The organism is Streptomyces sp. NPDC001410 (assembly GCF_042895235.1).
Taxonomy (GTDB): Bacteria; Actinomycetota; Actinomycetes; order Streptomycetales; family Streptomycetaceae; genus Streptomyces.
Genome location: NZ_JBIAWE010000020.1, coordinates 25,265 through 49,239, shown reverse-complemented (window position 1 = coordinate 49,239; position 23,975 = coordinate 25,265). Strand labels below are relative to the sequence as shown.

Annotated in this window: 24 protein-coding genes and 1 pseudogene; 15 read left to right on the top strand and 10 right to left on the bottom strand. The window is 69.9% G+C overall.

The genetic code is table 11. The features are described from left to right. Nucleotides 1–81 precede the first annotated feature (81 nt). From ACFY3C_RS35720 to ACFY3C_RS35705, 4 genes and pseudogenes are all read left to right on the top strand, one after another. A pseudogene (locus tag ACFY3C_RS35720) lies at nt 82–407 on the top strand (ATP-binding protein). A 226-nt stretch (nt 408–633) separates the two neighbouring features. Next, entirely contained in the window at nt 634–909 is a 276-nt protein-coding gene (locus ACFY3C_RS35715; protein WP_390773769.1) for a hypothetical protein, read from the top strand. 578 nt (nt 910–1,487) lie between these two features. Continuing rightward, nucleotides 1,488–1,835, top strand: coding sequence for a DUF6247 family protein (locus tag ACFY3C_RS35710; RefSeq protein WP_390773768.1), 348 nt, complete (start codon nt 1,488–1,490; stop codon nt 1,833–1,835). After that, the gene (locus ACFY3C_RS35705) at nt 1,832–2,092 is read left to right on the top strand and encodes a hypothetical protein (protein ID WP_390773767.1); all 261 of its coding nucleotides are present in this window, start codon (nt 1,832–1,834) and stop codon (nt 2,090–2,092) included. The genes ACFY3C_RS35710 and ACFY3C_RS35705 overlap by 4 nt, the downstream gene beginning before the upstream one ends. Before the next feature lie 33 nt (nt 2,093–2,125). Here ACFY3C_RS35705 and ACFY3C_RS35700 read toward each other — a convergent pair whose 3' ends face one another. After that, nucleotides 2,126–2,578: an SgcJ/EcaC family oxidoreductase gene (locus tag ACFY3C_RS35700; RefSeq protein ID WP_390773766.1), complete on the bottom strand. Its 453-nt coding sequence runs from the start codon at nt 2,576–2,578 to the stop codon at nt 2,126–2,128. A gap of 95 nt (nt 2,579–2,673) precedes the next feature. Here ACFY3C_RS35700 and ACFY3C_RS35695 point away from each other — a divergent pair, with 95 nt between their 5' ends. Further along, the gene (locus ACFY3C_RS35695; RefSeq protein WP_390773765.1) at nt 2,674–3,162 is read left to right on the top strand and encodes a MarR family winged helix-turn-helix transcriptional regulator; all 489 of its coding nucleotides are present in this window, start codon (nt 2,674–2,676) and stop codon (nt 3,160–3,162) included. Between the two features lie 95 nt (nt 3,163–3,257). Next, the gene (locus ACFY3C_RS35690) at nt 3,258–4,373 is read left to right on the top strand and encodes an ADP-ribosylglycohydrolase family protein (protein ID WP_390773764.1); all 1,116 of its coding nucleotides are present in this window, start codon (nt 3,258–3,260) and stop codon (nt 4,371–4,373) included. A gap of 24 nt (nt 4,374–4,397) precedes the next feature. On the opposite strand, the gene ACFY3C_RS35685 is transcribed toward ACFY3C_RS35690, so the two are convergent. The 3 genes from ACFY3C_RS35685 to ACFY3C_RS35675 all read right to left on the bottom strand — a co-directional run bounded on the left by ACFY3C_RS35685 (nt 4,398) and on the right by ACFY3C_RS35675 (nt 7,549). Continuing rightward, a complete protein-coding gene (locus ACFY3C_RS35685) occupies nt 4,398–5,033 on the bottom strand; it encodes a lipocalin family protein (protein ID WP_390773763.1) in 636 nt (211 codons plus the stop codon). A 39-nt stretch (nt 5,034–5,072) separates the two neighbouring features. After that, a complete protein-coding gene (locus ACFY3C_RS35680; protein WP_390773762.1) occupies nt 5,073–6,644 on the bottom strand; it encodes a sodium:solute symporter family protein in 1,572 nt (523 codons plus the stop codon). A gap of 116 nt (nt 6,645–6,760) precedes the next feature. Continuing rightward, nucleotides 6,761–7,549, bottom strand: a complete 789-nt coding sequence (locus tag ACFY3C_RS35675) for an SDR family oxidoreductase (RefSeq protein WP_390773761.1) — start codon at nt 7,547–7,549, stop codon at nt 6,761–6,763. Between the two features lie 92 nt (nt 7,550–7,641). Between ACFY3C_RS35675 and ACFY3C_RS35670 the strand changes: the two genes are divergently transcribed. Next, on the top strand, nt 7,642–8,490 hold the full coding sequence (locus ACFY3C_RS35670) for a hypothetical protein (protein ID WP_390773760.1): 849 nt from the start codon (nt 7,642–7,644) through the stop codon (nt 8,488–8,490). 3 nt (nt 8,491–8,493) lie between these two features. Here ACFY3C_RS35670 and ACFY3C_RS35665 read toward each other — a convergent pair whose 3' ends face one another. Next, entirely contained in the window at nt 8,494–10,437 is a 1,944-nt protein-coding gene (locus tag ACFY3C_RS35665; protein ID WP_390773759.1) for an MFS transporter, read from the bottom strand. A gap of 186 nt (nt 10,438–10,623) precedes the next feature. Next, nucleotides 10,624–12,984: a D-alanyl-D-alanine carboxypeptidase gene (locus ACFY3C_RS35660; RefSeq protein WP_390773758.1), complete on the bottom strand. Its 2,361-nt coding sequence runs from the start codon at nt 12,982–12,984 to the stop codon at nt 10,624–10,626. Nucleotides 12,985–13,179: 195 nt separating this feature from the next. Here ACFY3C_RS35660 and ACFY3C_RS35655 point away from each other — a divergent pair, with 195 nt between their 5' ends. The 3 genes from ACFY3C_RS35655 to ACFY3C_RS35645 all read left to right on the top strand — a co-directional run bounded on the left by ACFY3C_RS35655 (nt 13,180) and on the right by ACFY3C_RS35645 (nt 15,416). Continuing rightward, nucleotides 13,180–13,935 carry a GPP34 family phosphoprotein gene (locus ACFY3C_RS35655; RefSeq protein WP_390773757.1) on the top strand — a complete coding sequence of 252 codons (756 nt, stop codon included), beginning with the start codon at nt 13,180–13,182 and terminating at the stop codon, nt 13,933–13,935. Nucleotides 13,936–14,176: 241 nt separating this feature from the next. Further along, nucleotides 14,177–15,034, top strand: coding sequence for a helix-turn-helix domain-containing protein (locus tag ACFY3C_RS35650; protein WP_390773756.1), 858 nt, complete (start codon nt 14,177–14,179; stop codon nt 15,032–15,034). A 190-nt stretch (nt 15,035–15,224) separates the two neighbouring features. Further along, nucleotides 15,225–15,416 carry a DUF397 domain-containing protein gene (locus tag ACFY3C_RS35645; protein ID WP_386573419.1) on the top strand — a complete coding sequence of 64 codons (192 nt, stop codon included), beginning with the start codon at nt 15,225–15,227 and terminating at the stop codon, nt 15,414–15,416. A gap of 108 nt (nt 15,417–15,524) precedes the next feature. On the opposite strand, the gene ACFY3C_RS35640 is transcribed toward ACFY3C_RS35645, so the two are convergent. The 3 genes from ACFY3C_RS35640 to ACFY3C_RS35630 all read right to left on the bottom strand — a co-directional run bounded on the left by ACFY3C_RS35640 (nt 15,525) and on the right by ACFY3C_RS35630 (nt 17,842). After that, the gene (locus ACFY3C_RS35640; RefSeq protein WP_390773755.1) at nt 15,525–16,391 is read right to left on the bottom strand and encodes a MerR family transcriptional regulator; all 867 of its coding nucleotides are present in this window, start codon (nt 16,389–16,391) and stop codon (nt 15,525–15,527) included. Between the two features lie 65 nt (nt 16,392–16,456). Continuing rightward, nucleotides 16,457–16,963, bottom strand: coding sequence for a glutathione peroxidase (locus tag ACFY3C_RS35635; protein WP_386573417.1), 507 nt, complete (start codon nt 16,961–16,963; stop codon nt 16,457–16,459). 24 nt (nt 16,964–16,987) lie between these two features. Next, nucleotides 16,988–17,842, bottom strand: a complete 855-nt coding sequence (locus ACFY3C_RS35630; protein ID WP_390773754.1) for a slipin family protein — start codon at nt 17,840–17,842, stop codon at nt 16,988–16,990. Nucleotides 17,843–18,064: 222 nt separating this feature from the next. Between ACFY3C_RS35630 and ACFY3C_RS35625 the strand changes: the two genes are divergently transcribed. Continuing rightward, on the top strand, nt 18,065–19,276 hold the full coding sequence (locus ACFY3C_RS35625; RefSeq protein WP_390773753.1) for a M23 family metallopeptidase: 1,212 nt from the start codon (nt 18,065–18,067) through the stop codon (nt 19,274–19,276). Between the two features lie 85 nt (nt 19,277–19,361). On the opposite strand, the gene ACFY3C_RS35620 is transcribed toward ACFY3C_RS35625, so the two are convergent. Beyond that, the gene (locus tag ACFY3C_RS35620; RefSeq protein ID WP_390773752.1) at nt 19,362–20,429 is read right to left on the bottom strand and encodes an alkene reductase; all 1,068 of its coding nucleotides are present in this window, start codon (nt 20,427–20,429) and stop codon (nt 19,362–19,364) included. Between the two features lie 251 nt (nt 20,430–20,680). Between ACFY3C_RS35620 and ACFY3C_RS35615 the strand changes: the two genes are divergently transcribed. The 4 genes from ACFY3C_RS35615 to ACFY3C_RS35600 all read left to right on the top strand — a co-directional run bounded on the left by ACFY3C_RS35615 (nt 20,681) and on the right by ACFY3C_RS35600 (nt 23,956). Next, on the top strand, nt 20,681–21,214 hold the full coding sequence (locus ACFY3C_RS35615) for a MarR family winged helix-turn-helix transcriptional regulator (protein WP_390773867.1): 534 nt from the start codon (nt 20,681–20,683) through the stop codon (nt 21,212–21,214). A 399-nt stretch (nt 21,215–21,613) separates the two neighbouring features. Continuing rightward, the gene (locus ACFY3C_RS35610; RefSeq protein ID WP_390773751.1) at nt 21,614–22,492 is read left to right on the top strand and encodes a universal stress protein; all 879 of its coding nucleotides are present in this window, start codon (nt 21,614–21,616) and stop codon (nt 22,490–22,492) included. A gap of 254 nt (nt 22,493–22,746) precedes the next feature. Beyond that, nucleotides 22,747–23,478 (top strand): SDR family oxidoreductase, encoded by a 732-nt coding sequence (locus ACFY3C_RS35605; RefSeq protein ID WP_390773750.1) that lies wholly within the window; start codon nt 22,747–22,749, stop codon nt 23,476–23,478. 31 nt (nt 23,479–23,509) lie between these two features. Continuing rightward, nucleotides 23,510–23,956 carry a cupin domain-containing protein gene (locus ACFY3C_RS35600; RefSeq protein ID WP_390773749.1) on the top strand — a complete coding sequence of 149 codons (447 nt, stop codon included), beginning with the start codon at nt 23,510–23,512 and terminating at the stop codon, nt 23,954–23,956. The last annotated feature ends 19 nt before the right edge of the window (nt 23,957–23,975 follow it).

The following is a 23,975-nucleotide window of genomic DNA, read 5'->3' as shown; positions in this document are numbered from 1 at the left end:
GAATCAGAAAACCCACCTCAGGGTCCAGCTGTCCGCCACCCGCAGGGGGCCCGTCTCGCCCGTCTCCTCACCGAGCGTCAACTGGACGAGTGGGGCGTGCCGTTCGAGGAGGCGGCGCAGGTGGTGGCGGAGCTGGCCGCCAACGCCGTACTGCACGGGCGGGTCGGGGGACGGGACTTCCGGCTCGGGCTGAAGCTGTGCACGACGACGGCACGCTCCGTATCGAGGTGACCGACGCCCGGGGTGACCGGATCCCGCAGACCCCGGACCTGGCGGACGGGGCGGCGGAGTCCGGCCGGGGATTACTGATCGTGGCGGCCTATGCCCACCGCTGGGGCGTGGACGAGGCGCCCGCCAACGCCAAGACGGTCTGGGCCGAACTCACACCGGGTCGTGGCGGGGCGTGACCCGGTGGCTCCCGACGCCAAAGACCATAGAACCGGGGAAAGAACCGAACCAGCCCCCACCGCCCCCGTCGATCACCCGCCGGAGTGAATATGCCCAACGCAACTGGCGCGGCGGGGCAGTTGTCGTGCAACGTCGGCGAAAGCAACCCCCAGACGTGCATCGGCCCTCGCCGGGACTGCCATCCCACTGCGAGGGCCTGATCACCGAGGAAGAGAGAGCTTCCCGATGACTGACAAGCAGCGTAACGCGCCCGCGCGTCCGAAGACCCGGCATTCCTCCGGCGTCACCCACGTGAACGAACCTCACCACGACAACTTCACCGTGGTCGGCAATCACCTGGCTCAGCATCCCGAACTGTCCCTGGTGGCCATCGGCCTGGCGCTGCACATCCAGTCGTTGCCGGAGGGCACCCCGATCGGCATCAAGGCGCTGGCTGCAAAGTTTCCCGAGGGTGAGATCCGGATCGCGGCGGCTCTTCGCGAGCTGGAGGAACACGGATAACTCGCGCGCCCCAGGGAGCGTCTTCAATCGGGGCAAGTGACGACCCGGACGATCTCGCACAACAGGCCCAGGGCCGCTGTGGCCGCCGCGGCCCCGGCTGCCCCTGAGCCCGCGGCTGTACCGAAGGCTCCCGCACCATCCGGCAAGGCCAGTGAACTGCTCGCCGGCCTCCGTGCTCACGACTCCCGCCTTCTCCTCACCGAGCGGCACGTGATCCGCCTGGCTCCGGCCGTCTCCGAGTGGCTGGAGCGAGGCGTGCCACCCACGGCTGTACTGCGCACCCTGACGACCGGCCTGCCCCAGGACCCGATCAAGCACCCGGCGGCCTTCCTGCGACACCGCCTCACCAGCCAACTGCCACCGCACCTCCCCACTCCGGCTCCCGGTCCGGTACCTCACCGCCCATCCCCGCTCCAGACCTGCGACGGCTGCGAGCGAGCCTTCCGGGCCCCTCACCCGGGCCGGTGCCGCGACTGTCGTGCGTCAACCGTGGCCGTGGCATGAGCGCCACGTCCCCGGCGTACTACCGATTCCACCGGTACCGTACGAGGACCGAGCCACCCGCACCGGAGGTCATCGTGAGCGCCCAGACCGACGGCCCGTACGGACCGCTGATCCCCATGCCCGAGCTGACGCCGGACGCATTGCGGGCGGCGGTCGCGCGCATCGCTCCGAGTCGGGTCCCGGCCCTCACGCAGCACCTTTTCGAAGCCACGACCAATGCGCAGCAGACCCAGAGCCTGGCGCCACTGCGCGCCTTCGTACACTCCTGGGCCGTCTTCGTGGCGATCGAGCGGCATCCCGAACGCGCCACCCGGCTCAGGGAGTTGGAGCGGATCGTGGATGCTGGGGAGCAGGATCCGGCGGCGGCCATCGCGGAGATCCGCGCGATCCGCGAGACAGCCGAGGCGGAGGCGGAGCTGTGACGGACTGGGCTTGGGACTACAACCCGAGCGCCGAGTACGTCACGGGAGGTTTGCCGCCAGGGGTGGTGGCGGAGGTGGAGCGGCTCGCGGCCGAACTCGCCGCACTCGGTCACGACGCCGTCAAGGTGGGTCGGCCTCTCGACCGTGAGGGCGGACTGCGCGAGTTCGACATCCTCGGCGGTCGCGGCTTCATCAGTTTCCTTGCCGTACCTCGCCATGAATGCGTCTATGTCTGCAACGTCACGTGGTACGGCTGACCTCGCCCTGACGCCCTCAGTGCTCCATGGGGCTCACCTCTCGGCCGCCGGGACGAGCCCCGGTGCGAACCGGTAGGAGATCGACTCCATCAGCGGCTTGCGCTTGGTGTTGTGGAAGGCCGCGATGCGCCACGCGCCGTCGCTCCCGCGGACCAGGGTGTACGTCTGGATCTTGGTGAGCTTGTGTGGCCGCTTGTCCTTGTAGGTGTCGCCGCGCCCGTTGACCACGGCCGTGTCCGGTCCTTGGAAACGGATGTCGAGGACCTCGTCGGCCAGTTTGGTGCCCTTGAGGAAGCCCGTCCACAGGGTGCGGTGGCTGTCCACGATGTCCTGGCGCCCCTGGTAGAAGGTGCCGACGTAGGTGACGTAGGTGGCGTCCGGGGTGAACAGCTCGCCGTAGGCGTCGGCGTCGTGCCGCTCCCATGCGGCGACCAGGTCGTCCAGTACCGAGGTGATGGCGGCGACGTCGTGGGTGGCGTTCGACATGGTGGAGGTCTCCTCTGCTCGCTAGACTGCATGCAGAATCTGAACGAAAGCAGTATCTGCATCCGTGCAGATAAATTTAGGAGGGAACTCCGGTGATGGCAACCCCTGTGGGCGGCGGGGACGAGCACGTGATCTTCCGCCAGTACCTGGACGCGGTGTGCCTCCAGGGTCTGGCCAGCGCGGAGGCCGCCGGTCTGCACACGTCGGAGTGGTACGCGCTCAGCCTGATTGCGGCGCAGGGCCAGCTCACCTCAGGTGAGCTGGCCACCAGGACCGGGCTGACCACCGGTGCCACCACGCGCCTGATCGACCGTCTGGAGCGAGCCGGGTACGCGCGCCGCACCGCGGACCCCAAGGACCGCCGGCGGGTGATCGTCGAACCGGTCCCGGACGCGCTCGGCCGGATCGAGGAGGTCGTGGGCCCCGCCCGCCGCCACATCGCCGAGATCCTCGCCCGCTACACCCCTGAGCAGCGCGCCGTGCTCTTCGACTACTTCGAGCACGCCGCACCCGCGTTCCGTGCGGCCACCGAGGAGATCCGCAAGTCGGTGGCGCCGAGGCGCAGGAGGGCTGTGCGGGAATGACCGAGCGGGGACGATTTGCCCCCGTGAACCGACCGTCCCTGGTCGATTACAGTGCTGAGCGTCGTACGTACGGACGGTGCCGTGAGGAGGTCTGAGTGAGTACGACGTCCGTGGCCGTCTGGGGGCGCGCCGAACAGCAGGACTTCCGCAGCCGGGTGCGCGGCACCCTGCTCGGTGTGGCCGTCGGCGACGCGCTCGGCGGGCCTGCCGACGCGCTCGCCCTGGACGAGATCCGTTCCGTGTACGGCGGGGAAGGCCTGCTCGACCTGGCCTTCGGGCACGGGCGGCGCGGCACCGTCACCCACCACACCCAGCTCACCCTCTTCACGGTGGACGGGCTGATCCGCGCCCAGGTGCGCCGCGACACCGGCGCCTGGCATCCGCCGACCGATCTGCACCGGGCGTATCTGCGGTGGGCGGCCACCCAGCGGGACTGGGGGCCCGACGAGCGCCGCAAGGACGACGGCTGGCTGGCGCGGGAAGAGTGGCTGTACGCCCGGCGGGATCCGACCCGGGCCCTGCTCGTCGGGTTCGGCGACGAGACCATGGGCACGCTGGAGACCCCTAAGAACCCCGGCGAACTGGGCCCCGAGGCCGTGGCCCGCTCCGCCCCCTTCGGCCTGCTGGTCGGCTGGGAACCCCAGCTGGTCATCCAGCTGGCCGTGGAGTGCGCCGCCCAGACCCACGGCCACCCCATCGCCTACCTCTCGGCGGGCGCGTACGCCGTCATCGTGCACGCGCTCGCCCGCGGGGAGAGCCTGGACGGCGCCGTGCAGCGGGCCCTCGCCCTGCTCGCCGTCCGCCCCGGGCACCAGCCCGTCTCCGACGCCCTCCAGCACGCACTCGGCGCGGTACGGCAGGGGCTGCCCGGTCCGTCCCGGGTGGAGGAACTGGCCGGTGACGGTACGGCGGACGGTCTGCTGGCCGCGGCCGTGTACTGCGCGCTGGTGGGGGAGGACGTACGCCACGGCCTCTGCCTCGCGGTCAACCAGAGTGGCCCCTCCGCTGCGGCGGGCACCCTCACCGGCGGCCTCCTCGGCGCCCTCCACGGCGAAACGGCCCTCCCCCCGGCCTGGCTGACCGAGCTGGAGGGCCGCCCGACGATCCTGGAACTCGCCGACGATTTCGCGATGGAGATGACCCAGGGCCCTGCACTGCACGGGCCTGCGGGGTCGTCACCGGGGTGGCTGGCCCGTTACCCGCGGGCCTGATCCGCGGGCGCGCTCAGGCCGCGCTCAGGCCCTGCGGCACAGGTGCACCGTGGTACTGCCGTTGTCCTCGACGTGGCGGATCTCCAGCACCCCGGTGTGCTCGATGTAGTTGACCTCCAGCTGCTCGCCGGAGGCGCTGCCCGACATCCCCGGCGGTTGCCAGGGAAGGACGAGGGACGCCCGCTCGCCGACCGCCGCCGGAACGTCGGCCGCGAAGGCGGTCTGCCCGGAGCTGCCGCCGCTGAAGTCCTCGGGCACGCCCAGCGTCAGCCGCCCGCCCTGGAGCGACCAGGTACCTTTCTCCGGCTTCCCGCCGGCGCCCTTCAGCGTCCAGACGCCGTCGTCGACGACCGCGGAGAACGAGACTTTCTCGCCGCCGGGCATCGTGGAGGTGACCTTCCAGGTGCCGCGGACGAAGGCCGCGAACGCCTTGCCGGTCACCCCGGGGGCGGGGGAGGGAGAGGACGACGAGCCACCACCGGAGTCCCCCTTGGCGCCGCCGCTCCCGTCGCCCGTGCCCTTGGCCTTGGTCTCGGACTTGTCGTTCCCGTTGCCCTTGCACGCGGCGAGCAGCGACGCACCGACGCCCACGGCGAGATAGCGCAGGGTGGTACGGCGGCCCACCATCCGGGAGGCCGCCCGTATTCCGTCCAGACTCATCGTTTCCCCGTTCCTGCCTGTTGAAGATCAACCGGCAGGTTACAGGGGCTGGTTGGGCGCCCCCACGACGTCGTCGCCCGCTCCGGCCGGCACCGGTACGGCAGCCACGCCGTCCCCGTCCGTGTTGAGCTTCTCGATGATCGCCAGGCGTTCGGGGGTGTCCTCGGGCTTCAGGTAGCCGATGAGGACGTACAGGACCAGGGAGACCGCCAGCGGGATCGAGACCTGGTACTGGAGCGGGACTCCGCCGTCGACGTTCCAGTTGATGGGGTAGTTGACCAGCCAGAAGGCCAGCAGGCCCGCCGCCCAGCTGGTGAGCGCCGCCGTCGGGCCGGAGCGGCGGAACGGGCGGAGCAGACCCAGCATCATCGGGATCGCGATCGGGCCCATGAGACCGGCGACCCACTTGATGACGACCGTGATGATGTCCTTGAAGGCAGGGGAGTTGACCTGCGTCGCGACCGCCATGGACAGACCGAGGAAGACGACGGTCGTCACCCGGGCCGCGATCAGACCCGAACGCTCGGTCCACGACCGTGCCTTCGCCGACACCACCGGCGCCACGTCTCGCGTGAACACCGCGGCGATCGCGTTCGCGTCAGAGGAGCACATGGCCATCGTGTGGGAGAAGAAACCGACGATGACGAGGCCCAACAGGCCGTGCGGCAGGAGCTGTTCGGTCATCAGGGCGTAGGAGTCCGAGCCGTCCGGCTTCTGCGCGTGAACGAGCAGCGGGGACATCCACATGGGGAAGAAGAGGACGACCGGCCAGACCAGCCACAGGATCGAGGACAGGCGTGCCGAGCGCTCGGCCTCGCGCGCGCTGCCCGTCGCCATGTAGCGCTGGGCCTGGTTCAGCATGCCGCCGTTGTACTCGAAGAGCTTGATGAACAGGAACGCGAGCAGGAAGACCGTGCCGTACGGGCCGACCAGCGGCTTGCCGTGCCCGTGCAGCGCGGGCTCGTCCCAGGCGCCGAAGAAGCCGATGTTCTTGTCGTTCAGCTTCAGCACGACCGCGACGAACATCGATACACCGGCCAGCAACTGGATGACGAACTGGCCGAGTTCGGTCAGCGCGTCCGCCCACAGGCCGCCGATCGTGCAGTAGACGGCGGTGATGGCGCCGGTGATGAGGATGCCCTGGTTCAGTGACACCCCCGTGAACACCGACAACAGGGTCGCGATCGCGGCCCACTTGGCGCCCACGTCCACGATCTTCAGCAGCATGCCCGACCAGGCGAGCGCCTGCTGCGTGGGCAGGTTGTAGCGGTTCTTCAGGTACTCCAGCGGGGAGGCCACATGGAGCCGGGACCGCAGCCGGTTGATGCGCGGCGCGAACAGCTTGGAGCCGATGGCGATGCCGAGCGCGATCGGGAAGGACCAGGTGATGAAGGAGGTGACGCCGTAGGTGTAGGCGATCCCCGCGTACCCGGTGAACATCACCGCGCTGTAGCCCGACATGTGGTGCGAGATGCCGGACAGCCACCAGGGCATCTTGCCGCCGGCCGTGAAGAAGTCGCTGACGTTGTCCACGCGCTTGTGCGACCAGACTCCGATCGCGACCATCACTCCGAAGTAGCCGATCAGCACGGCCCAGTCGAGACTGTTCATGTGCTCGATCGTGGGTGCGGCCACGTGAACACGACAAGCAAGCGTAAGGTCAAGTCAGGGTAAAAATGTTCGGTGAGATGACTGTCGTTCACCTATATGAACAGCCGGATGAGCAGCTATCGCATCAGCTCCCCCGCATTGACCAGCAACGACTGCCCCGTGATGGCCCTTGCTCGGTCCGAGGCCAGGAACACCGCCGCGTCGGCCACGTCCCCGTCCGTCGCCAGCTCCGGCAGCGCCATCCGCTCCGCCAGCCGCCCGAGCACCTCCGCCTCCGGCACCCCTTCCGTGTGCGCGGTGAACTGGACGTACGCCTGCACCGGCGGCCCCCACATCCAGCCCGGCAGCACCGTGTTGACCCGGATCCGGTCCGGCCCCAGCTCCCGCGCCAGTGAGTACATCGCGCTGGTCAGCGCCCCCTTCGAGGCGGCGTACGCGGCCTGCTCCACCTGCGAGGGCGCGGCGACCGCCGACTGCGTCCCGATGAACACGACGGATCCGCCGCCCGCCGCCCGCAGAGCCGGCAGGCACGCCCGCGTCATCCGCAGCGTCCCCAGCAGGTTCACGTCGATGACCGACTGCCAGGTCGCGAAGTCCGCGTCCTCGACCCCGCCGAAGTAGGAGTCCCAGGCGGCCACGTGCACCACCGCGTGGACGACCCCGAAGCGTTCCCGCGCCAGCGCGGCCAGCGCCTCGCACTGCCCCTCGTCGGTGATGTCGGTTGCCCGGTACGCCGTGTGCCCGCCGGCCGGATCGATCTCGGCCGCGCTCTTGGCGAGGTTCGCCTCGGTGCGCGCCCCCAGCACCGCGTTCCCGCCGTCCCGTACGACGGCCGCGGCGACCTGATGGCCGAGCCCGGCCCCGACCCCGGAGACGACGACGGTCTTGCCTGCGAGCAGTGACATGGCGGACCTCCAGCTGTCCTGGCTCTGGCGCATCATCTGACGGAGCGTCAGAGTATGGGCGAGTGGAGGAGGACGGAAGGGGAGGAGCGTTCATGTCCGAGGAGACCGACACCCGTAGCGAGACGTACGCCGAACTGGCCGCCGTGGGCCCCTACGGCGTCCACCCCGGCCACGCCCTGATCACCATGGTCGAGCCGCACCCCGGCCACGAGTACGCCTACAACCGCTGGTACGAGGACGACCACTACTACGCCGGCGCCATGGCCATGCCCTGGATGTACGCCGGCCGCCGCTGGGTCGCCACCCGCGATCTGCAGCTCCTGCGCTACCCGGAGAAGTCGGCCGTCGCCCAGCCCGTCACCGCCGGCTGCTACATCTCCACGTACTGGATCACCGACGGCCGTTACGACGACCACATGAAGTGGACCGTCGCCATCAACAAGCGCCTCAACCGCGACGCCCGCGTCCACCACGCCCGCACCCACGTCTTCACGGCCTTCCAGGACCACGAGACCACGGTCTACCGGGACGGCGCGGCGGGCCCCAGGGACTTCCACGCCCTCGACCATCCGTACGCGGGGCTGGTGGTCGAGGTGATCGACGCGGAGTCGGCGGAGCAGCGGGGACGACTCGTCGAGTGGCTGAGCGTTCGCCATGTGCCGAAGCGCCTGGCGGGCTCCCCGGCGGCCATGGTGACGGTCTTCCGCCCTACGCCCCTGCCCGGCGACCGTATGACCTACGTGAAACAGGTCGAGGGCGTCGACACCCGCCTGACGCTGCTGTGGTTCCTGGAGAAGGATCCGCGGGAGTGCTGGGAGGAGCACTTCACGGGGTTGGACGAGCAGGTGGGGGAGTCAGGGCTGGGCCGGGTGGAGCTGGTGGCTCCGTTCATCCCTACGATTCCGGGTACGGACAAGTACGTCACCGAACTTCGCAGCTGAGGCTCACTTCAGCTCGTCCGGGCAGGGAGTACCCCGCGGCAACTGGTACGGCGCAGCCAAGTGATACGTCCCGGCCTTCGGCGCGAGCAGCATCGTCCACTTGTCCCCCTTGGAGTCCTCGGGCGACTCCATCAGGCACCCGTTGACGTTGTCGTACCTCATCGTGCCGGAGATCTTCTGCGGCGCCTTCAGACTCTTGCCCTGCTCATCGACAACGCTCAGCCAGGGCGAGTACGGGATCTTGATCAGGATCCGCCCCGCCTTGTGCACCTGCAGCGTCATCTCGCCCTGCTCGGCCCGGTCCACCACCGCGTTCGGCTCGGCGAGCGGCGTCGGATCGGTCACCCGGAACAGCTGCCAGTTGGCGTCGCCCCAGATCTGCTTCAGGTACGGCATCCCGCGCTGCAGCAGCTGCCGCTCGCGCTCGCCGCCGTCCCCGTCCGGGTTGTCCTTGGGCAGCACGACGAAGTGCACGGCCCACCGCTGGAGCCACTCGTGGTAGTTCGCCGAGTTGAGTGTGTCGTCGTAGAAGAGCGGATTGCGCTCCATGTCGGCCTGGCGGTTCCAGCCGCGGGCCAGGTTGACGTAGGGCGCGAGCGCGGAGGCCTCGCGGTGCGAGCGCGCCGGGACCACCTCGACCCTGCCCTTCTCCGCGCCCACGTTCTGGAGCTGGTTGACCAGCGGCGCCAGCTCCCGGGCCCAGGACGCGGCAGGGGTCGTGTGGACGATGTCGTCGACCGTCTTGAAGCCGATCCAGCCGACGAAGCCCACGAAGGCCACCACGGTCGCGTACCACTTGCGCGAGCGCGGCACCGTGTACGGCAGGGCGGCGATCAGCGCCGCACCTGCGAACAGCATCGGCAGCCGCGATATGTTCGAGCCGATCTGCGAGTTGATCAGCCAGACCAGGACGACCCCGAGGCTGTAGACGGCGGCCGTCAGCCGTACCGTGATCCACTCCTTGGGGACGAGGAACAGGCACAGCAGGCCGTACGCCAGCGGCAGGATCACCGAGCCGAAGATCATCGGCTGGGTGCCGGAGAACGGGAACAGCCACGCCGAGACGGCGACCACCGCCGTGGGCGCGAGCCCCAGCGCCCACGCGCCGGGCCGCCGCTTCTGCAGGAACAGCGCGACCGCGACCAGGCCCACGAACAGCCCCGCGACCGGCGAGGCCATCGTGGCGAGCGCCGCCAGCGGGGCGGCGACCAGGGCCTTCGCCCAGCGTTTGAACCGCCACCGGTAGGGCCAGCAGAAGACGGCCGCGACCGCGCCGAGCGCGAACATCGTGCCGAGCCCGAAGGTCACCCGCCCGGACACCGCGTTGCAGATCAGCGCGAAGACCCCGGCCATCGCGGCCCACAGCGGGTTCTTCACCGCCCGGCTGCGGATCAGCACGAGCGTCAGCAGGCCCGCCGAGACCGTCCCGGCGATCATCATCGTCGTACGGACGCCGAGGACCGACATCAGATACGGCGACACCACGCTGTACGACACCGGGTGCATGCCCCCGTACCAGGCGAGGTTGTACGCCGAGTCCGGGTGCCGGCCGACGAACTCCGCCCAGGCGTCCTGGGCCGCGAGGTCGCCACCGCTGTTCGCGAACGTGAAGAACCAGACGATGTGCAGAAGGCCGGCGAGAGCGGTGACCGACAGCACGGGGTGCAGCAGGAGCCGCTGACGCAGGGGCTCGGCGGCGGCGAGGAGACGGGTGAGCCGGCCCTGAGGTGCGGTCGTACGGCCGTACGGTTGGTCATCCGTCCGGCCGTCTGTCCGCTCGCCTGCGCCGCTGTCCGTGTGGCTGTCGGTGTGGCTGTCGGTACGGTCGTGGTGACGACCGTCCGTGTCGGCGCGAGCGTCCGTGTCAGCCGTGGACAGGCGTATTCGAGGGCCGGATCCCGGGTCCGGGTCGGCGTCGTCCGCGCGTGTCCGCTCCGTTGTGGCCACCTGAAGGCACTCCCCGTGTCCCGTCTTCTGTTCTCGGCCGTGTCCCTCGGTGTTACCGGCCGCTTCTCGTCCAGTTCGCGGCCCCGTCCCATGGACCGGCGAGCTGCCCCGTTTCGTGACGCTAGCACGCACCCCGCCGACGGGCTCCGTCGGCGGGGTGGGGGAGTGGTGAAGCGGGGCTATGCGTCAGCCGAGGCGGGTCAGCTTGTCCGTGAAGCCGGGTTCGGTCAGGTCCTTCTGCAGTGCCACCGGGACCGTCACCGCACCGGCCGAACCGTCACCCACGGTGAGCGAGCCGACCTTGGTGCCGGCCTTCGCGGTGTGCGGTACGGCGTCCGAGGTGAACGACAGCTTCACCTTCAGACCGGCCCAGCCGGCCGCCGTGACGTCCTTCGTCGCCACGATCGGCGTACGGCCGCCGAGGCCGTCGTCGACGTACCCGACGACCGTGCCCTTCTTCAGGATCGTCGCCGACTTCAGCGCGCCCTGTGCGGCTCGGATCAGTTTGTCGCCCGCGTCCAGGACGCCGCTGATGATGGTGTTGTCGGAGCCGCCGGCGGGCTGGCGCATCGCGGCGCCGATGATGGTGCGGGTCTCGCCGCCGACCTGCTGCTTCGCCGCGAAGACGAGGTTGCCGAGGGCGGAGGTGGTGGTGCCGGTCTTGATGCCGACGACGTTGTTGTAGCCGACCAGCCGGTTGTAGTTGTTGTGCTTGGCGCCCTTGTAGTCGACGTACGACATCATCGCGGCGACCTCGCGGAACGCGGGCTGCTCCATCGCCTTCTTGGCCAGCTTGACCTGGTCCACGGCCGTGCTGACCGTCGAGTCCGTCAGGCCCGACGGGTCGGTGTACGTGGTGTTGGTCATGCCGAGCTTCTTGGCGGTGGCGTTCATCTTCGTCACGAACGCCTTCTCCGAACCCGAGTCCCAGCGGGCGAGCAGGCGGGCCACGTTGTTGGCGGAGGGCAGGAGGATCGCCTCCAGGGCCTCGCGCTCGGAGATGCTGTCACCGGCGGTGACCGGGACGGTGGACTCCTGGCCGGCGTCCGACTGCTCCTCGGCGGGCTTGTCGATCTTGATCTTGGGGCCGTCCTCGCCGCTCTTGAGCGGGTGCTCGCGCAGGATCAGGTACGCCGTCATGACCTTCGCGACGCTCGCGATCGGTACGGGCTTCTGGGTGCCGGAGGAGCCGAACGTGCCGATGCCCTGGACGTCGAGGGCGGCCTGGCCCTGGGACGGCCACGGGATGTTGGCCAGGTCGCCCTCGAAGGTGAAGGTGTCCTTCGTGGTGAGGGCGAGGGTGGGCTGGGGGAGCGGACGGAAGGCCTGTACGACCGCAAAGATGATCGCCAGGAGGAGGGCCAGGGGGGTCCAGATCTTGACCCGGCGGAGCAGGGTGCGGACCGGGGTCTCCGGGGGCGGAGGCGTGTTCGTCAGCTCGGCCAGCAGGTCCAGCGGGGGCTTGGGCGGGAGGGGCTGCTGGGTGGTGCGTTCGGGGCCGACCTGGGGGAGGGCGGTGGTGGGGGCGGAGGTGTCGTTCTTCAGCGGGACGAACTTGCTGCCGCCCAGCTTGAGGGTGGTGGTGGGCTGGTCGACCTGGGGCTTCTTGGGCTTGACGACCTTGATGAGGGTGGTCGGCTGGTCAACACCCTTCGCCTTGGCGGGCTTTGCTTCGGCGGGCTTCGCCTTGGCGGGCTTCGCCTCGGCTTCGCCTTCGGCGGTCTCGTTCCCACCCGCACCACCCGTGCGGCTTTCGTTGTCGGCTGCGGGTGGCCCCTGTGGGGCGTCCTCGCCGTCGGCGCCCTGCGGGGCGTCGTCCTCTGCCTTCGCCTCGGCTTCGCCTTCGGCGGTCTCGTTCCCACCCGCACCACCCGTGCGGGTCTCGTTGTCGGCTGCGGGTGGCCCCTGTGGGGCGTCCTCGCCGTCGGCGGCCTGCGGCTCCTCGTCGGCAGCAGCCTTCGGCTCGTCCTCGGGCTCGGCGTCGGCCTCGGCAACAGCCTTCGGCTCGTCCTCGGGCTCAGCCTTCGCGTCCTCAGGCTCGGCGTCCGCAGCAGGCTTCGCCTCGTCCTCGTCCTCAGGCTCGGTGTCGGCCTGCGGCTCGTCCTCGGCCTCCGCGGCAGGCTTCTGCTCGTCCTCGTCCTCGGGCTCTGGCTCAGCCTTTGCGTTCTCGGCCTCGTCCTGGGGCTCGGCTGCGTCCTCCGTCGGCTCCGACTTCGCGTCAGCCTTCGTGGCCGGCTTCGACTTGGGGTCGGCAGGCTCGGTCTGGTGCTCGGGCTCTTCCGGGGTCTTCGGGTCCTCGGCCGAGCGGACCCACGCCGAGACCGCCTCGTGGAGGTCGGAGTCGTCGTCCTCGGAGTTGGCGGCGACCTTCACGTCGCGGATGGAGAGGACCTTCGTCGCCGTATCCACCGAGGCGCCGGAGGAATCCTTTTCGCGGGAGACCGCGAGGCGCGGATCGCGGGCTTCGGGAACCGTACCCCCGCTCCCCGACGTCGGTTCCGCCGACGACTCGTGCTGCTTCGACCTGTCGGGGGACTCGCCCGCCACCGATGCCTCCTAGTGCGCCGCACGCCCACTCGCGCGCCCTGTCCGAACCATGTACCAGTGTCCTGTGTGAGGGCTTGGCCCCTGTGGTAGACGAGAACGACATACCTACCGGTTCCCTCACGAACCGGTCACGCACCCTCGACAGACCAATGTGAGAGGGGTCACCCTGTCTGTCATCCACGCGGGGAGGCATGGATGGGCAGGAGCCGCAGAACACTTCCGGAGGAGCTTCTGCTGCTGGCACTGGACCCGGCCACGGGTACCACTGCACAGCCGCAGTCGCTCGACCTCGGTCTGGCCGGAGCACAGCTAGTGGAGCTGGCGCTGGCCGGACGGATAGCCCCAGACGGGGATCGTATCGCCGTGGTGGTACCACGGCCGACTGGAGATCCGACTTTGGACTGCGCGTTGGAGTTGCTGCGAAGGCGTGGCGCTCCCGTGCGTGCCGTCCACTGGATCGGCGGGCCCCGGCTGGGGCTGCGTCAGATCTACCTCTCGCATCTCGAACGGTGCGGCATGGTTGCCGCCGTACCGGGGCAGATGTGCGGAGTGCTGCCGACGACTCGCTACCAGGCGACGGACACCGAAATCAGCCGGGAGATCCGTGCCCGGCTGGATTCCGCGATCCGCACCGGCGTACCGCCGGACCCGCGGACCGCGGCGCTCGCCGCCCTGGCCCACGCCGTCGGACTCGGCAAGCACCTGTACCCGGGGAACGAGGGCCGCTCCTCACGTTCCCGGTTGCGGGACCTGATCAGGCACGACCCCATGGGCGGGCTGGTCGCGCATGCCGTGATGGACGTACAGAACGGCGCTGCGGCCCAGCCGCGGCGCGGTCCGGCCACGGCCGGCCGGCAGGCGGGGCCCGGAGCCAGGGCCGCGGCGGAACCCGCACGCGGGGTTCCGATGCAGCCGCGCCACGGATCCATGGCACGCGCCGTGGCCCACTGAGCCGCACCGTCAGTCCTCAAGACCCGGTACGGGAGCCGCTGGTTCGAGCGGGGCGGTGGGATCCTCGTGATCCCACCGCCCCGCTCGACCGCGTCCGCACTCGTAAATCCGTGCCCGAACTGACGCGTACGCGCCGCATATCCACCGTTTGCCAGCGGTAGAAAGCACCTTGGTGGCAGTCTGCTCAACAGCAGATACACAAAGTGTCAGGTACAGGCAGGCAGCCGGAGGTGCACGTCCCGTGGCGTCCAGTGTCAATCCCACCGTCAGACGACGCCGACTGGGCCAGGAGCTGCGCCGGCTCCGTGAGCTCAAGGGCATGACGGCCGAAGAGGTGGCGGAGCGGCTGCTCGTGTCGCAGTCGAAGATCAGCCGGCTGGAGAACGGCCGCAGAAGCATCAGTCAGCGCGATGTGCGTGACCTGTGCGGGGTGTACGAGGTCGAGGATCAGCGGATCGTCGACTCGCTGATGGAGATGGCCCGGGACTCGCGGCAGCAGGGCTGGTGGCACACGTTCGGGGACATCCCGTACAGCGTGTACATCGGCCTGGAGACCGACGCCGAGTCGCTGCGGGTGTACGAACCCCAGCTGGTGACCGGTCTGTTGCAGACCCGCGCCTACGCGGAGGCCCTGGTGCAGGGCGCGTTGCCGGAGACGTCGACGGCGGAGATCGAGAAGCGTGTGCAGGTGCGCATGCGCCGACAGGAACGTATCACCGCCGAGGGTAACCCGCTGCGGCTGTGGGTGGTGCTGGACGAGGCGGCGCTGCGGCGCGTCGTCGGCAGCAAGCTGGTGATGCGCGAGCAGCTGGAGCACCTGATCGAGATGTCCCAGCTGCCGCACGTCACCGTGCAGGTGCTGCCCTTCGAGGTGGGCGCGCACCCGGGGCTCAACGGTCAGTACGCGATCCTGGAGTTCGCGGACGCGGCCGACTCCAGCGTGGTCTACCTGGAGGGCGTGACCAGCGACCTGTACCTGGAGAAGGCGCAGGACGTGCAGAAGTACGCCGTGATGTACGAGCATCTGCGGGCACAGTCCCTCAACGTGGAGCAATCCCGGCAATGCATCTCCGACGTGGCGAAAACCTACGCGGATTGAGCCTGCTCCACAGGAAGTGCCGGATCGTACACCGTCGTTACGATTCAGTGGAAGGCTCACTTGGAATATGCCATCCGCTTGAGTGAACGACTGCTCCAGCAGAGGCGGTTGCCCGGTAGCGTCGATCACGCCAACCAGACGACAAGGTTGGCGTGAACCGCACCACCAGCAACTCGCAACAGGAGTGGACATGGCACTGATTCAGGGCGCTTCGGAGACGTGGATGAAGTCCTCCTATTCCGCGGGCAACGGCGCCTGCGTCGAGGTCAAGTCGCCCACCACCGCGGAGCTCGCCGTACGCGACTCCAAGGTCACCGAGGGCCCGACCCTGGCGTTCCCCGCCGGCGCGTGGAACGCCTTCGTGGCCTCGGTCAAGGCGTAGGGAGCCCTCTCTGACGTTCCCTCGCAGACACGTCCGACGTTCAACTGCAGAGCCCTCTCGACGAGTCGCCGTCCTTGCCGAGGGGGCTCGGCCACACCCGGCCCGGCGTTACTTCACCGGAAACGCCACATCGCACACCGGATCCCCGGGCCCGGCCGCGTCCCAGTCCGCGAAGTACACCTCTCGGCAGGGGCCGGCCATCTCCAGGCCCTCCCCGGCCATCCACTGCTCCACCGCCCCGAAGGCGGCGAGGATCTGTGGATGGGCCACCTGGGCCTTGGCGATCCGGGTGTAGGCCAGCCGGGCCGCCGGCTCCACCCGTACCCGGGTCGCCCCGGCCCGGCCGTGCGCCTCCACCCACGCCCGGGCCGCCGCCTCGTCCGCCACCGGCACACACGACTCGGCGGGCCCGTCACTCTCCATCGACACCTCGGAGTGGTAGACGACGAACGGCTCACCCGCCACGCCCCCGCACTCCTGCGCGGCCTTCAGCAGCCGGTCCAGCGAGGCGCTGATCCAGGCCGGCAGCTCGTCCGCGAGCGTGTGCCGCGTCTCGGTGATCACCACCCGCGTGGGCACGTCCACCGTCTCGACCACGAACTTGTCGTACATCTCGGAGCTCCTCCCCGACAGTCGTCCACGGAGGTACTCGGCGAGGGTGCGCTGCCCGGCCACCCGGGTCTCCACGTCCGCCCAGTAGGTGGTGAGCAGGTCCGCGGCCGCGGCGCCCTGCGCCCCGACGACCTCGGCGATCCGGGCGAGCGGCATGTCCAGCTGCCGCAGCAGGGCCACCAGACGCGCGCGTTCCACCTGGTCGGCGCGGTAGTAGCGGTAACCGCTGGCCTCGTCGACATGCGCCGGGGCGAGCAGCCCGAGGCGGTCGTACAGCCGCAGCGCCTTGGCCGAAAGCCGGGCCCGCGCGGCGAACGCGCCGATGGTCAGCAGCTCCTCGTTCACGATGCCATCCTCCGTCACCGGGCGGTCCTTCCCGCCCGGTGACAAGGACGCTCGGCCCTGCCCCTGGGGCAAGGTCAACCCGGCTAGCCCAGCTGGCCCTCGATGGCCGCCACGACCTCCGCGGCCTCCGGCTCGGTCTGCGGCGAGAAGCGCGCGACGACCTGCCCGTCGCGGCCGATGAGGAACTTCTCGAAGTTCCAGCGGATGTCCCCGCTGTGCCCCTCGGCGTCGGCGAAGCCCACCAGACGCTCGTACAGCGTGTGCCGGCCCTCCCCGTTCACCTCGACCTTCTCGGTCAGCGGGAAGGTCACGCCGTACGTCGCGGAGCAGAACTCGGCGATCTCCTCGGCGGTGCCGGGCTCCTGCCCGAGGAACTGGTTGCAGGGCACGCCGAGCACGGTGAAGCCCTGCTCGGCGTACCGCTCCTGCAGCCGCTCAAGACCCGTGTACTGCGGGGTCAGGCCGCACTTGGAGGCCACGTTCACGATGAGGACGCTCTTGCCGGCGTACTGCGGCAGGTTCGCGGAGCCGCCCTTGAGGGCCCCGATCTCGGTGTCCAGTACGGAGCCGTTGTGGTCGTTGGTCGTCATGAGCGGATGCTAACTCCACCGCTGCTACGACTGGTCGGCGCTCTGCTGCGGCTGCTGTGCCGGAATGGTCTCCTGCGGCTGCTGCGCCGGGACGCTCTTCGCGTTGAGGTCGGCACCGATGTGCTGTGCGGCCCGGTCGAAGTACCGCAGCAGCTCCACGGGGAACGGCATCACGAGCGTGGAGTTCTTCTCGGCGGCGACCTCGACGACCGTCTGGAGCAGCCGCAACTGCATGGCCTCGGGCGTGTCCGACATGATCCTCGACGCGTTGGCGAGCTGCTGGGCCGCCTGGAACTCGCCGTCCGCGGTGATGACCCGGGCCCGCCGCTCCCGCTCCGCCTCGGCCTGCCGCGACATGGACCGCTTCAGCGACTCGGGCAGCTGTACGTCCTTGATCTCGACGCGGTCGATGTGGATGCCCCACCCGGCGGCCGGACTGTCGATCATCAGGGCCAGCCCCTCGTGCAGCCGCTCCCGGTCGCTCAGCAGATCGTCCAGGTCGCTCTTGCCGATGATGGAGCGCAGGGAGGACTGGGCGACCTGCCCGACGGCGAAGTGGTAGTCCTGCACCTCGATGGCCGCCCGCACCGGGTCGGTCACCCGGAAGTAGACGACGGCGTCGACCTTCACCGACACGTTGTCCTTGGTGATGCCCTCCTGGGTGGGCACCGGCATGGTCACGACCTGCACGTTCACCTTGCGCATCCGGTCGGCGAACGGGATGAGGAAGGTGATGCCCGGCTGCCGGTAGGCGGGCTGCGCCTTGCCCCAGCGGAACACCACTCCGCGCTCCACCTGGTTGACCACCCGCATACCGCTCTTCAGCACGAGCAGTACGAGCGCGGCCACGACGACCACTGCGACGACGGTGCCTTCCATGGCACTCCATTCTCCGACGCGACTTCCGTCCGGTTCCGGACAACGGGGATGACATCACGGCGGGCGTCGATGGATGCGTGCTGGATGTCAGGGATCCGTAAAGAAACCGCTGCGGGATCGTCGGGCCGGGCGACGAACCCCGCGCCGCCACTGATCGTCTTCCAGTCGGCCGCGAGACGACCGCGCGGCCCACTGCTGCCAGATCTGCGACCGGGAGCCCACATGCACGACGATCCGACGTCCGAGGCCGCGCCCTCGTCCCCTGCTCCGCCTCCTGCTCCGCCGCCGGAGGCCGACATCCTGGTCCGCTTCCTCACGGCGGACCCGGCAGGGAGGGTCCGGCTCGCGCCGGGCGTCGCGGAAGCGGTCGGCGCCTCCCGCATGGAGGAGATCGTCGAGGCCACGCTCGCCCGCACCGGAACCCCCGTCACCGTCACGGACAGCCCCGACGGCCTGATCGTCTCCGGCCCGCAGGGCGGCGTCCGCGCCTGGGCCCACCAGACCCCCGACGGCGAGAAGATCACCGGCCTGCTCCTGGAGGGAGTCCTCCACGACCCCCCGTCCCGCCGCAGCCCGCTCCCCCTACCCGCGCCCTGGCTGACGCTGGTCCTCCTGATCACCCTCTGGAACGTCTTCACGCTCTGGACGGCCGCTGACCGCACCTCCTGGTGCGCCGGCCTGGCCACCCTCGCGGCCTTCTTCGTCTTCCTCGAAGGCTGCGGCGCCCCCGCCCAGCAGCCGCGCCTGCACCGCCGCACGGTCGAGGCGGCCGCCCTCACCGCCCTCGCCTCGGCCTACCGCCTCCCCACCCTCCCGACCGGTCACTTCACCCTGGCCCTCACCGCGTCCCTGGCCCTCCTCGCAGGCGCCGTGCTCCTGGTGACCAGAGCCCGCCTCCACCACTGGCGCACCCCCGTCTCCCAGCCCCTCCTCTTCCCCTTGGAGGGCACCTGGTACGTCATCCAGGGCGGCGGCCGCCCCCTCAACCACCACGCCCGGGTCCCGGAGCAGCGGGCCGCCCTGGACCTGGTCTCCCTGGGCCCGCACGGCACCCGCACCCGCCCCGGCCGCGACCTGGCCGACTACGCCGCATACGGCCGCCCCGTCCGCTCCCCCTGCCGCGGCCGCGTGATCTCGGCGGCCACGACGATCGCCGACCAGCGCCCGGGCGAGATCCGCTACCAACCTCCCTACGGCAACCACGTCTTCCTCGACACGGGCCACGAGATCGTGAAACTGGCGCACCTGCGCCCGGGTTCGGTGATGGTGCGCCCGGGTGACACGGTCGAACCGGGCGACCTCCTCGGCGAGGTCGGCAACAGCGGCAACTCCACCGAGCCCCACCTCCACTTCCACGCGGAGCGCGACGGCGTCGGCCTGGACCTGCGGTTCACGGATGTCGGGGGTCGGCTGTACCGGGGCCGCACCATCTGAAGACCCGGCCGGGCCGCACCATGTGAAGACCCGGCCGGGGCCACCTGGACGAGCCCCGGCCGACAGGGGGAGGACCTGGGGACCGTCAGTCGAGGGCGGGGTAGTCGGTGTAACCGCGGTGGTCGCCGCCGTAGAAGGTGGCTGGGTCCGGGGTGTTGAACGGACCGCCGGCGGCCAGCCGCCGGGGCAGGTCGGGGTTGGCCAGGAACAGCGCCCCGAAGGCCACCATGTCCGCGATCCCGTCCTCCAGCAGCTTCAGTTCGTCGGGGCCGGTGACGTCGGGGTGCGTGAACGGGTTGAGGACGAAGGTGCCGGACCAGGCCTCGCGCAGCGCCGTGGTCAGGTCGCGGTCCGGCCCCTCCATCAGGTGCAGGTAGGCGAGTTCCAGGCCGGCGAGCCGGTCGAGCAGGGCGGGGTAGACCTCGCCCGGGTTGTCCTCGGACATGTCGTTGAACGGGTTTCCGGGCGAGATCCGCAGGCCGACCCGGTGGCCGCCGATCGCCTCGGCCACGGCCGTGACGACCTCGACGGCGAAGCGGATCCGGCCCTCGGTGTCACCGCCCCAGGCGTCGGTGCGCCGGTTGGTGTTGGGCGCGAGGAACTGGTGGATCAGGTAGCCGTTGGCGCCGTGGATCTCCACGCCGTCGAACCCGGCCTCGACGGCGTTTCGGGCCGCGTCGGCGAAGTCGTCGACGGTCTGCCGGATCTCCGCCTCGCTCAGCTCCTTCGGCGTCACGAAGTCCTGCGGACCCTCATGGGTGTAGACCTGCCCCTTGGCGGCCACCGCCGACGGCCCCACCGGCACCAGGCCGTCGGGCAGGAGCTTCGGATGGCCGATCCGCCCGGTGTGCATCAGCTGCGCGAAGATCACGCCGCCCTCGCGGTGCACGGCGTCGGTCACCGTCCGCCAGGCCCGCACCTGCGCGTCCGTGTGCAGGCCGGGGGTGTCGGGGTAGCCCTGGCCGACCGGCGAGGGCTGGATGCCCTCCGTGACGATCAGCCCGGCGCCGGCGCGCTGCGCGTAGTACGTCGCCATCAGCTCGGTCGGCTCGGCGCCGGGCCCGTAGGCACGGCTGCGGGTCATCGGCGCCATCACGACGCGGTTCACCAGGCGCTTGCCGCCCAGAACGATCGGTTCGAAAGCAGTAGTCATGGCTCTTCCTCGGGAAGGGGTGGACGATGCGATGTAGATTTACCTGTCCGAACAGGTAAATCCGCTGAACCCATTCCCGAGGTCAAATGTGATGTGCGTCACGTCCTACTGCCCTGCCTGTGCCCGCTATCCAGGCCCGAATGGGCAGCCGAGGGCGGCCGAGCTACCCACCCGGAGGTAGAATTAGCTGCTCGGCCAGGCAGCTGAGCAAGGGAAGAAGAGGGAAGAAGAAGAGGGAAGGGGAAGAGATGATGGCGCAGTCCAAGCCGGAGGCCGCCTCCGTCCCGGTGCCGGCCGCGGCCGGCGGCGGACCGGTCAGCCACGCGATCTTCCGCCTGGCCCGCCTGCACCGCATGTTCGCGGGACAGCTGCTGCGCCGCATCGGCCTGCATCCGGGTCAGGAGCTGGTCATGATGCACCTGTGGGAACTCGGCCCCCAGCGCCAGGCCGACCTGGTGCGCTTGATGGACTCCGACGCCGCCACCATGACCCGCACCATCAAGCGCCTCGAACAGGCCGGCTTCGTCCGCCGCCGCCCCTCACCCACCGACAAGCGCGCGTCCCTCATCGAACCAACAGCGGCCAGCCAGGCCCTGCGCCAAGAGGTCGAGCAGACCTGGAGCCAGCTGGAGGACCTCGTGACCGCGGACCTCTCTCCCGAGGAACGGACCGCGGCCCTGCTCACCCTGGAACGCCTGGAACACAACCTCGCACGGGCAGCCGCCGATCCGGCAGACACAGACACAGACACAGACACAGACACAGACGCAGAGACGGAGCGCTGACGGCGGCGCACTCGGCGGCCTGTCCGCCGGTCTCCTGACCGGCGCGCTCGGCGGCAGAGGCGCCCTGACCGTCGCGGCGATCGGGCTCTTCGCCTCCCCGGTCACCAGGCCGGCAGCCCTGCCGTCACCGGCCGAGCCGGGTGTGCAGTGAACGCCAACGCGCTCGGATCGGGGTCGTCGGCGACCAGGCGGCGACAGCGTCGACCGGGCCGGGCGTTCCGCGGGCCACCCGGCCGGTAGGGCAGCTGGGCCAAGGCGGTCCAGGGACGCGTGCGGCATCGCCGACTTGAAGGGATGCCGGGAGGGCCGTGGGGTCCGATGCGCGGCCCGGCGCGGTGGCGGACGATGGACGAGAGCCGGGCAGGCGGCTGCCGAGCCGGCCTGGCGAGGAGGTGCGGCATGGCGAAACCCGTCGTAGTGGGAGTCGACGGCTCACCGTCCAGCCTGGACGCGGTCGAGACAGCAGCACACGAGGCGGTGCTGAGCGGGGTCGGCCTGCGGCTGGTGCACGCCTTCGAGTGGCCCTCGATCCATCCACCGCCTGGTGGGCCGCCTTGGAATCCTGCCAGGGCGGGGGTGCGCGAGCTGGTTGACGGCACGCTGGCCGAGGCCGAACAACGGGCACGCGAGATCGCGCCGCATGTGGACATCACACGAGAGGTCACCGTCGGCGAGCCGCTGATGGTGCTGGAGATCGAGTCGCGCACCGCCTCGCTCGTCGTAGTGGGCAGCCGCGGGCTGGGCGCGTTCGGCGGCCTGCTCCTCGGTTCCACCGCCGTGCATCTGGCCGCCCACGGTCGCTGCCCTGTGCTGGTGGTACGGGGCAGGCCGAATCCGACCGGACCCGTACTGCTGGCGGTGGACGGCTCTCCGGCGGGCGAACGCGCTGTCGAATTCGCCTTCGCCGAAGCGTCAATGCGCGGTGCGGGCCTGCTGGCCCTGCACGTGTGGAACACCTGGAGCGAACGGGCCTATGAAGGGCCCGGCGACCCGCTGAACATGGTGGTCGACATCGACCGGCTCCGCGAGGAGGAGCAGCGCCTGCTGGACGAAACCCTGTCCCCGTGGCAGACGCGCTATGCCCAGGTCGCGGTGGAGCGGCGCCTGGTGCGCTCCCGGATCCGCGTGGCGCTGATCGACGCAAGCCACGACACGCAGTTGGTCGTGGTCGGCGCGCGCGGACGCGGTGGCTTCACCGGCCTGCTGCTCGGCTCGGTCAGCCAGGCCCTGCTCCATCACGCGCACTGCTCCGTCGCCGTGGTCCGGGGCAAGGAGTGACCACCGGCCCCGTCCGCCGGGCCTTCGGCATCAGCTCCGCAGCCCATCGTTCGCTGCCAGGCCGAGTAGCGCCGTGGCCGCCAGGGAGCCGGTGATCACACCAGTCGCGAACGAGGCCACCCCCACGATGGCGGACCATGCCGTCAGCGTGCAGCGCCACCGGGATGCCCCGGAGCGCACGGCCCGCGCACACCGCACACCGCACAGTCGCAATCTGGACGCATGACCCATCAGCGCGGGACGAAGGGTGATCAATGAAGTTCGCAGTCATCGGCGGTACCGGCCTGATCGGGTCGCAGGTCGTGAAGAAGCTGAACGCGGCCGGGCACGAGGCCGTGCCGCACTCCATGTCCACAGGTGCCGACGTGATCAGCGGCCAGGGCCTGGAGGAGGCGGTGGCCGGCGCCGACGTCGTCGTCAACGTGACGAACTCCCCGACCTTCGACGACGCCTCCCCGGCGTTCTTCCGGACCTCCATGGACAATCTCCTGGCCGCCAGTCACAAGGGCGGGGTCGGCCACGTCGTCATCCTCTCGATCGTCGGCACCGACCAGGTGCCCGACCTCGTCTACTACCGGGCCAAGGCCCTCCAGGAAGACATCCTCAAAGCCGGGCCGATTCCCTACTCGATCGTCCGCGCCACCCAGTTCATGGAGTTCATGGACGCCGTCCTGTCCTGGACCACCGAGGGCGACACCGTGCGCCTGCCCACCACCCCGATCCAGCCGATCGCCGCCCAGGACGTCTCCGACACCGTCGCCGATGTCGCTGCCGGCACCCCTTTGAACGGCACCCTCAACGTCGCTGGGCCGGACGCCTTCCCCCTCGACGAACTCGGCCGCATCACCCTGAACGCCCACCCCGACGGCCGCACAGTCGTCACCGATGACACCGCCGGCATGTTCGCCGCCGTCCACGGCGACGCCCTCATCGCCAAGGGCGACACCCGCATCGCCCCCACCCACTACAGCGACTGGCTTTCCTGAGCCACCCAGCCCACCCACTGGAGGCCTCACCATGTCGAACAATGAGCCGGCGGCGGGCCGCGGTGAGAGCCAACCGCGCTCGGAAGCATGGAAGACGGCGCTCACCGTGCTGCAGTCGGCGAAACCGCCGTCCATTCCGACGGGGGCAGAGGCGATGACGGTCCTCATCGAATTTCCTCCCGGCGACCCCGGCACCCCTCCGCACCGGCACTCGGGACCCGCTTTCGGCTACATGCTGGAAGGGGAGATGCTCTTCGAGCTGGAAGGCGAGCCCCAGCGGGTGATCAAGGCCGGAGAGACGTTCTGGGAGCCGGGCGGCGATGTCATCCACTACCAGGACGGGAACAACCGGACCGACTCCTGGAGCCGCTTCCTCGTCACCATGATGTGTGCGCCGGGTCAGCCCATGCTCACCCTGGTCGACGAGGAAGAGCTGGCCCAGCGCCAACACCTGCGCGCTCCCCGCCCAGGCACTTGACCCGGGAAAAACAGGTTGT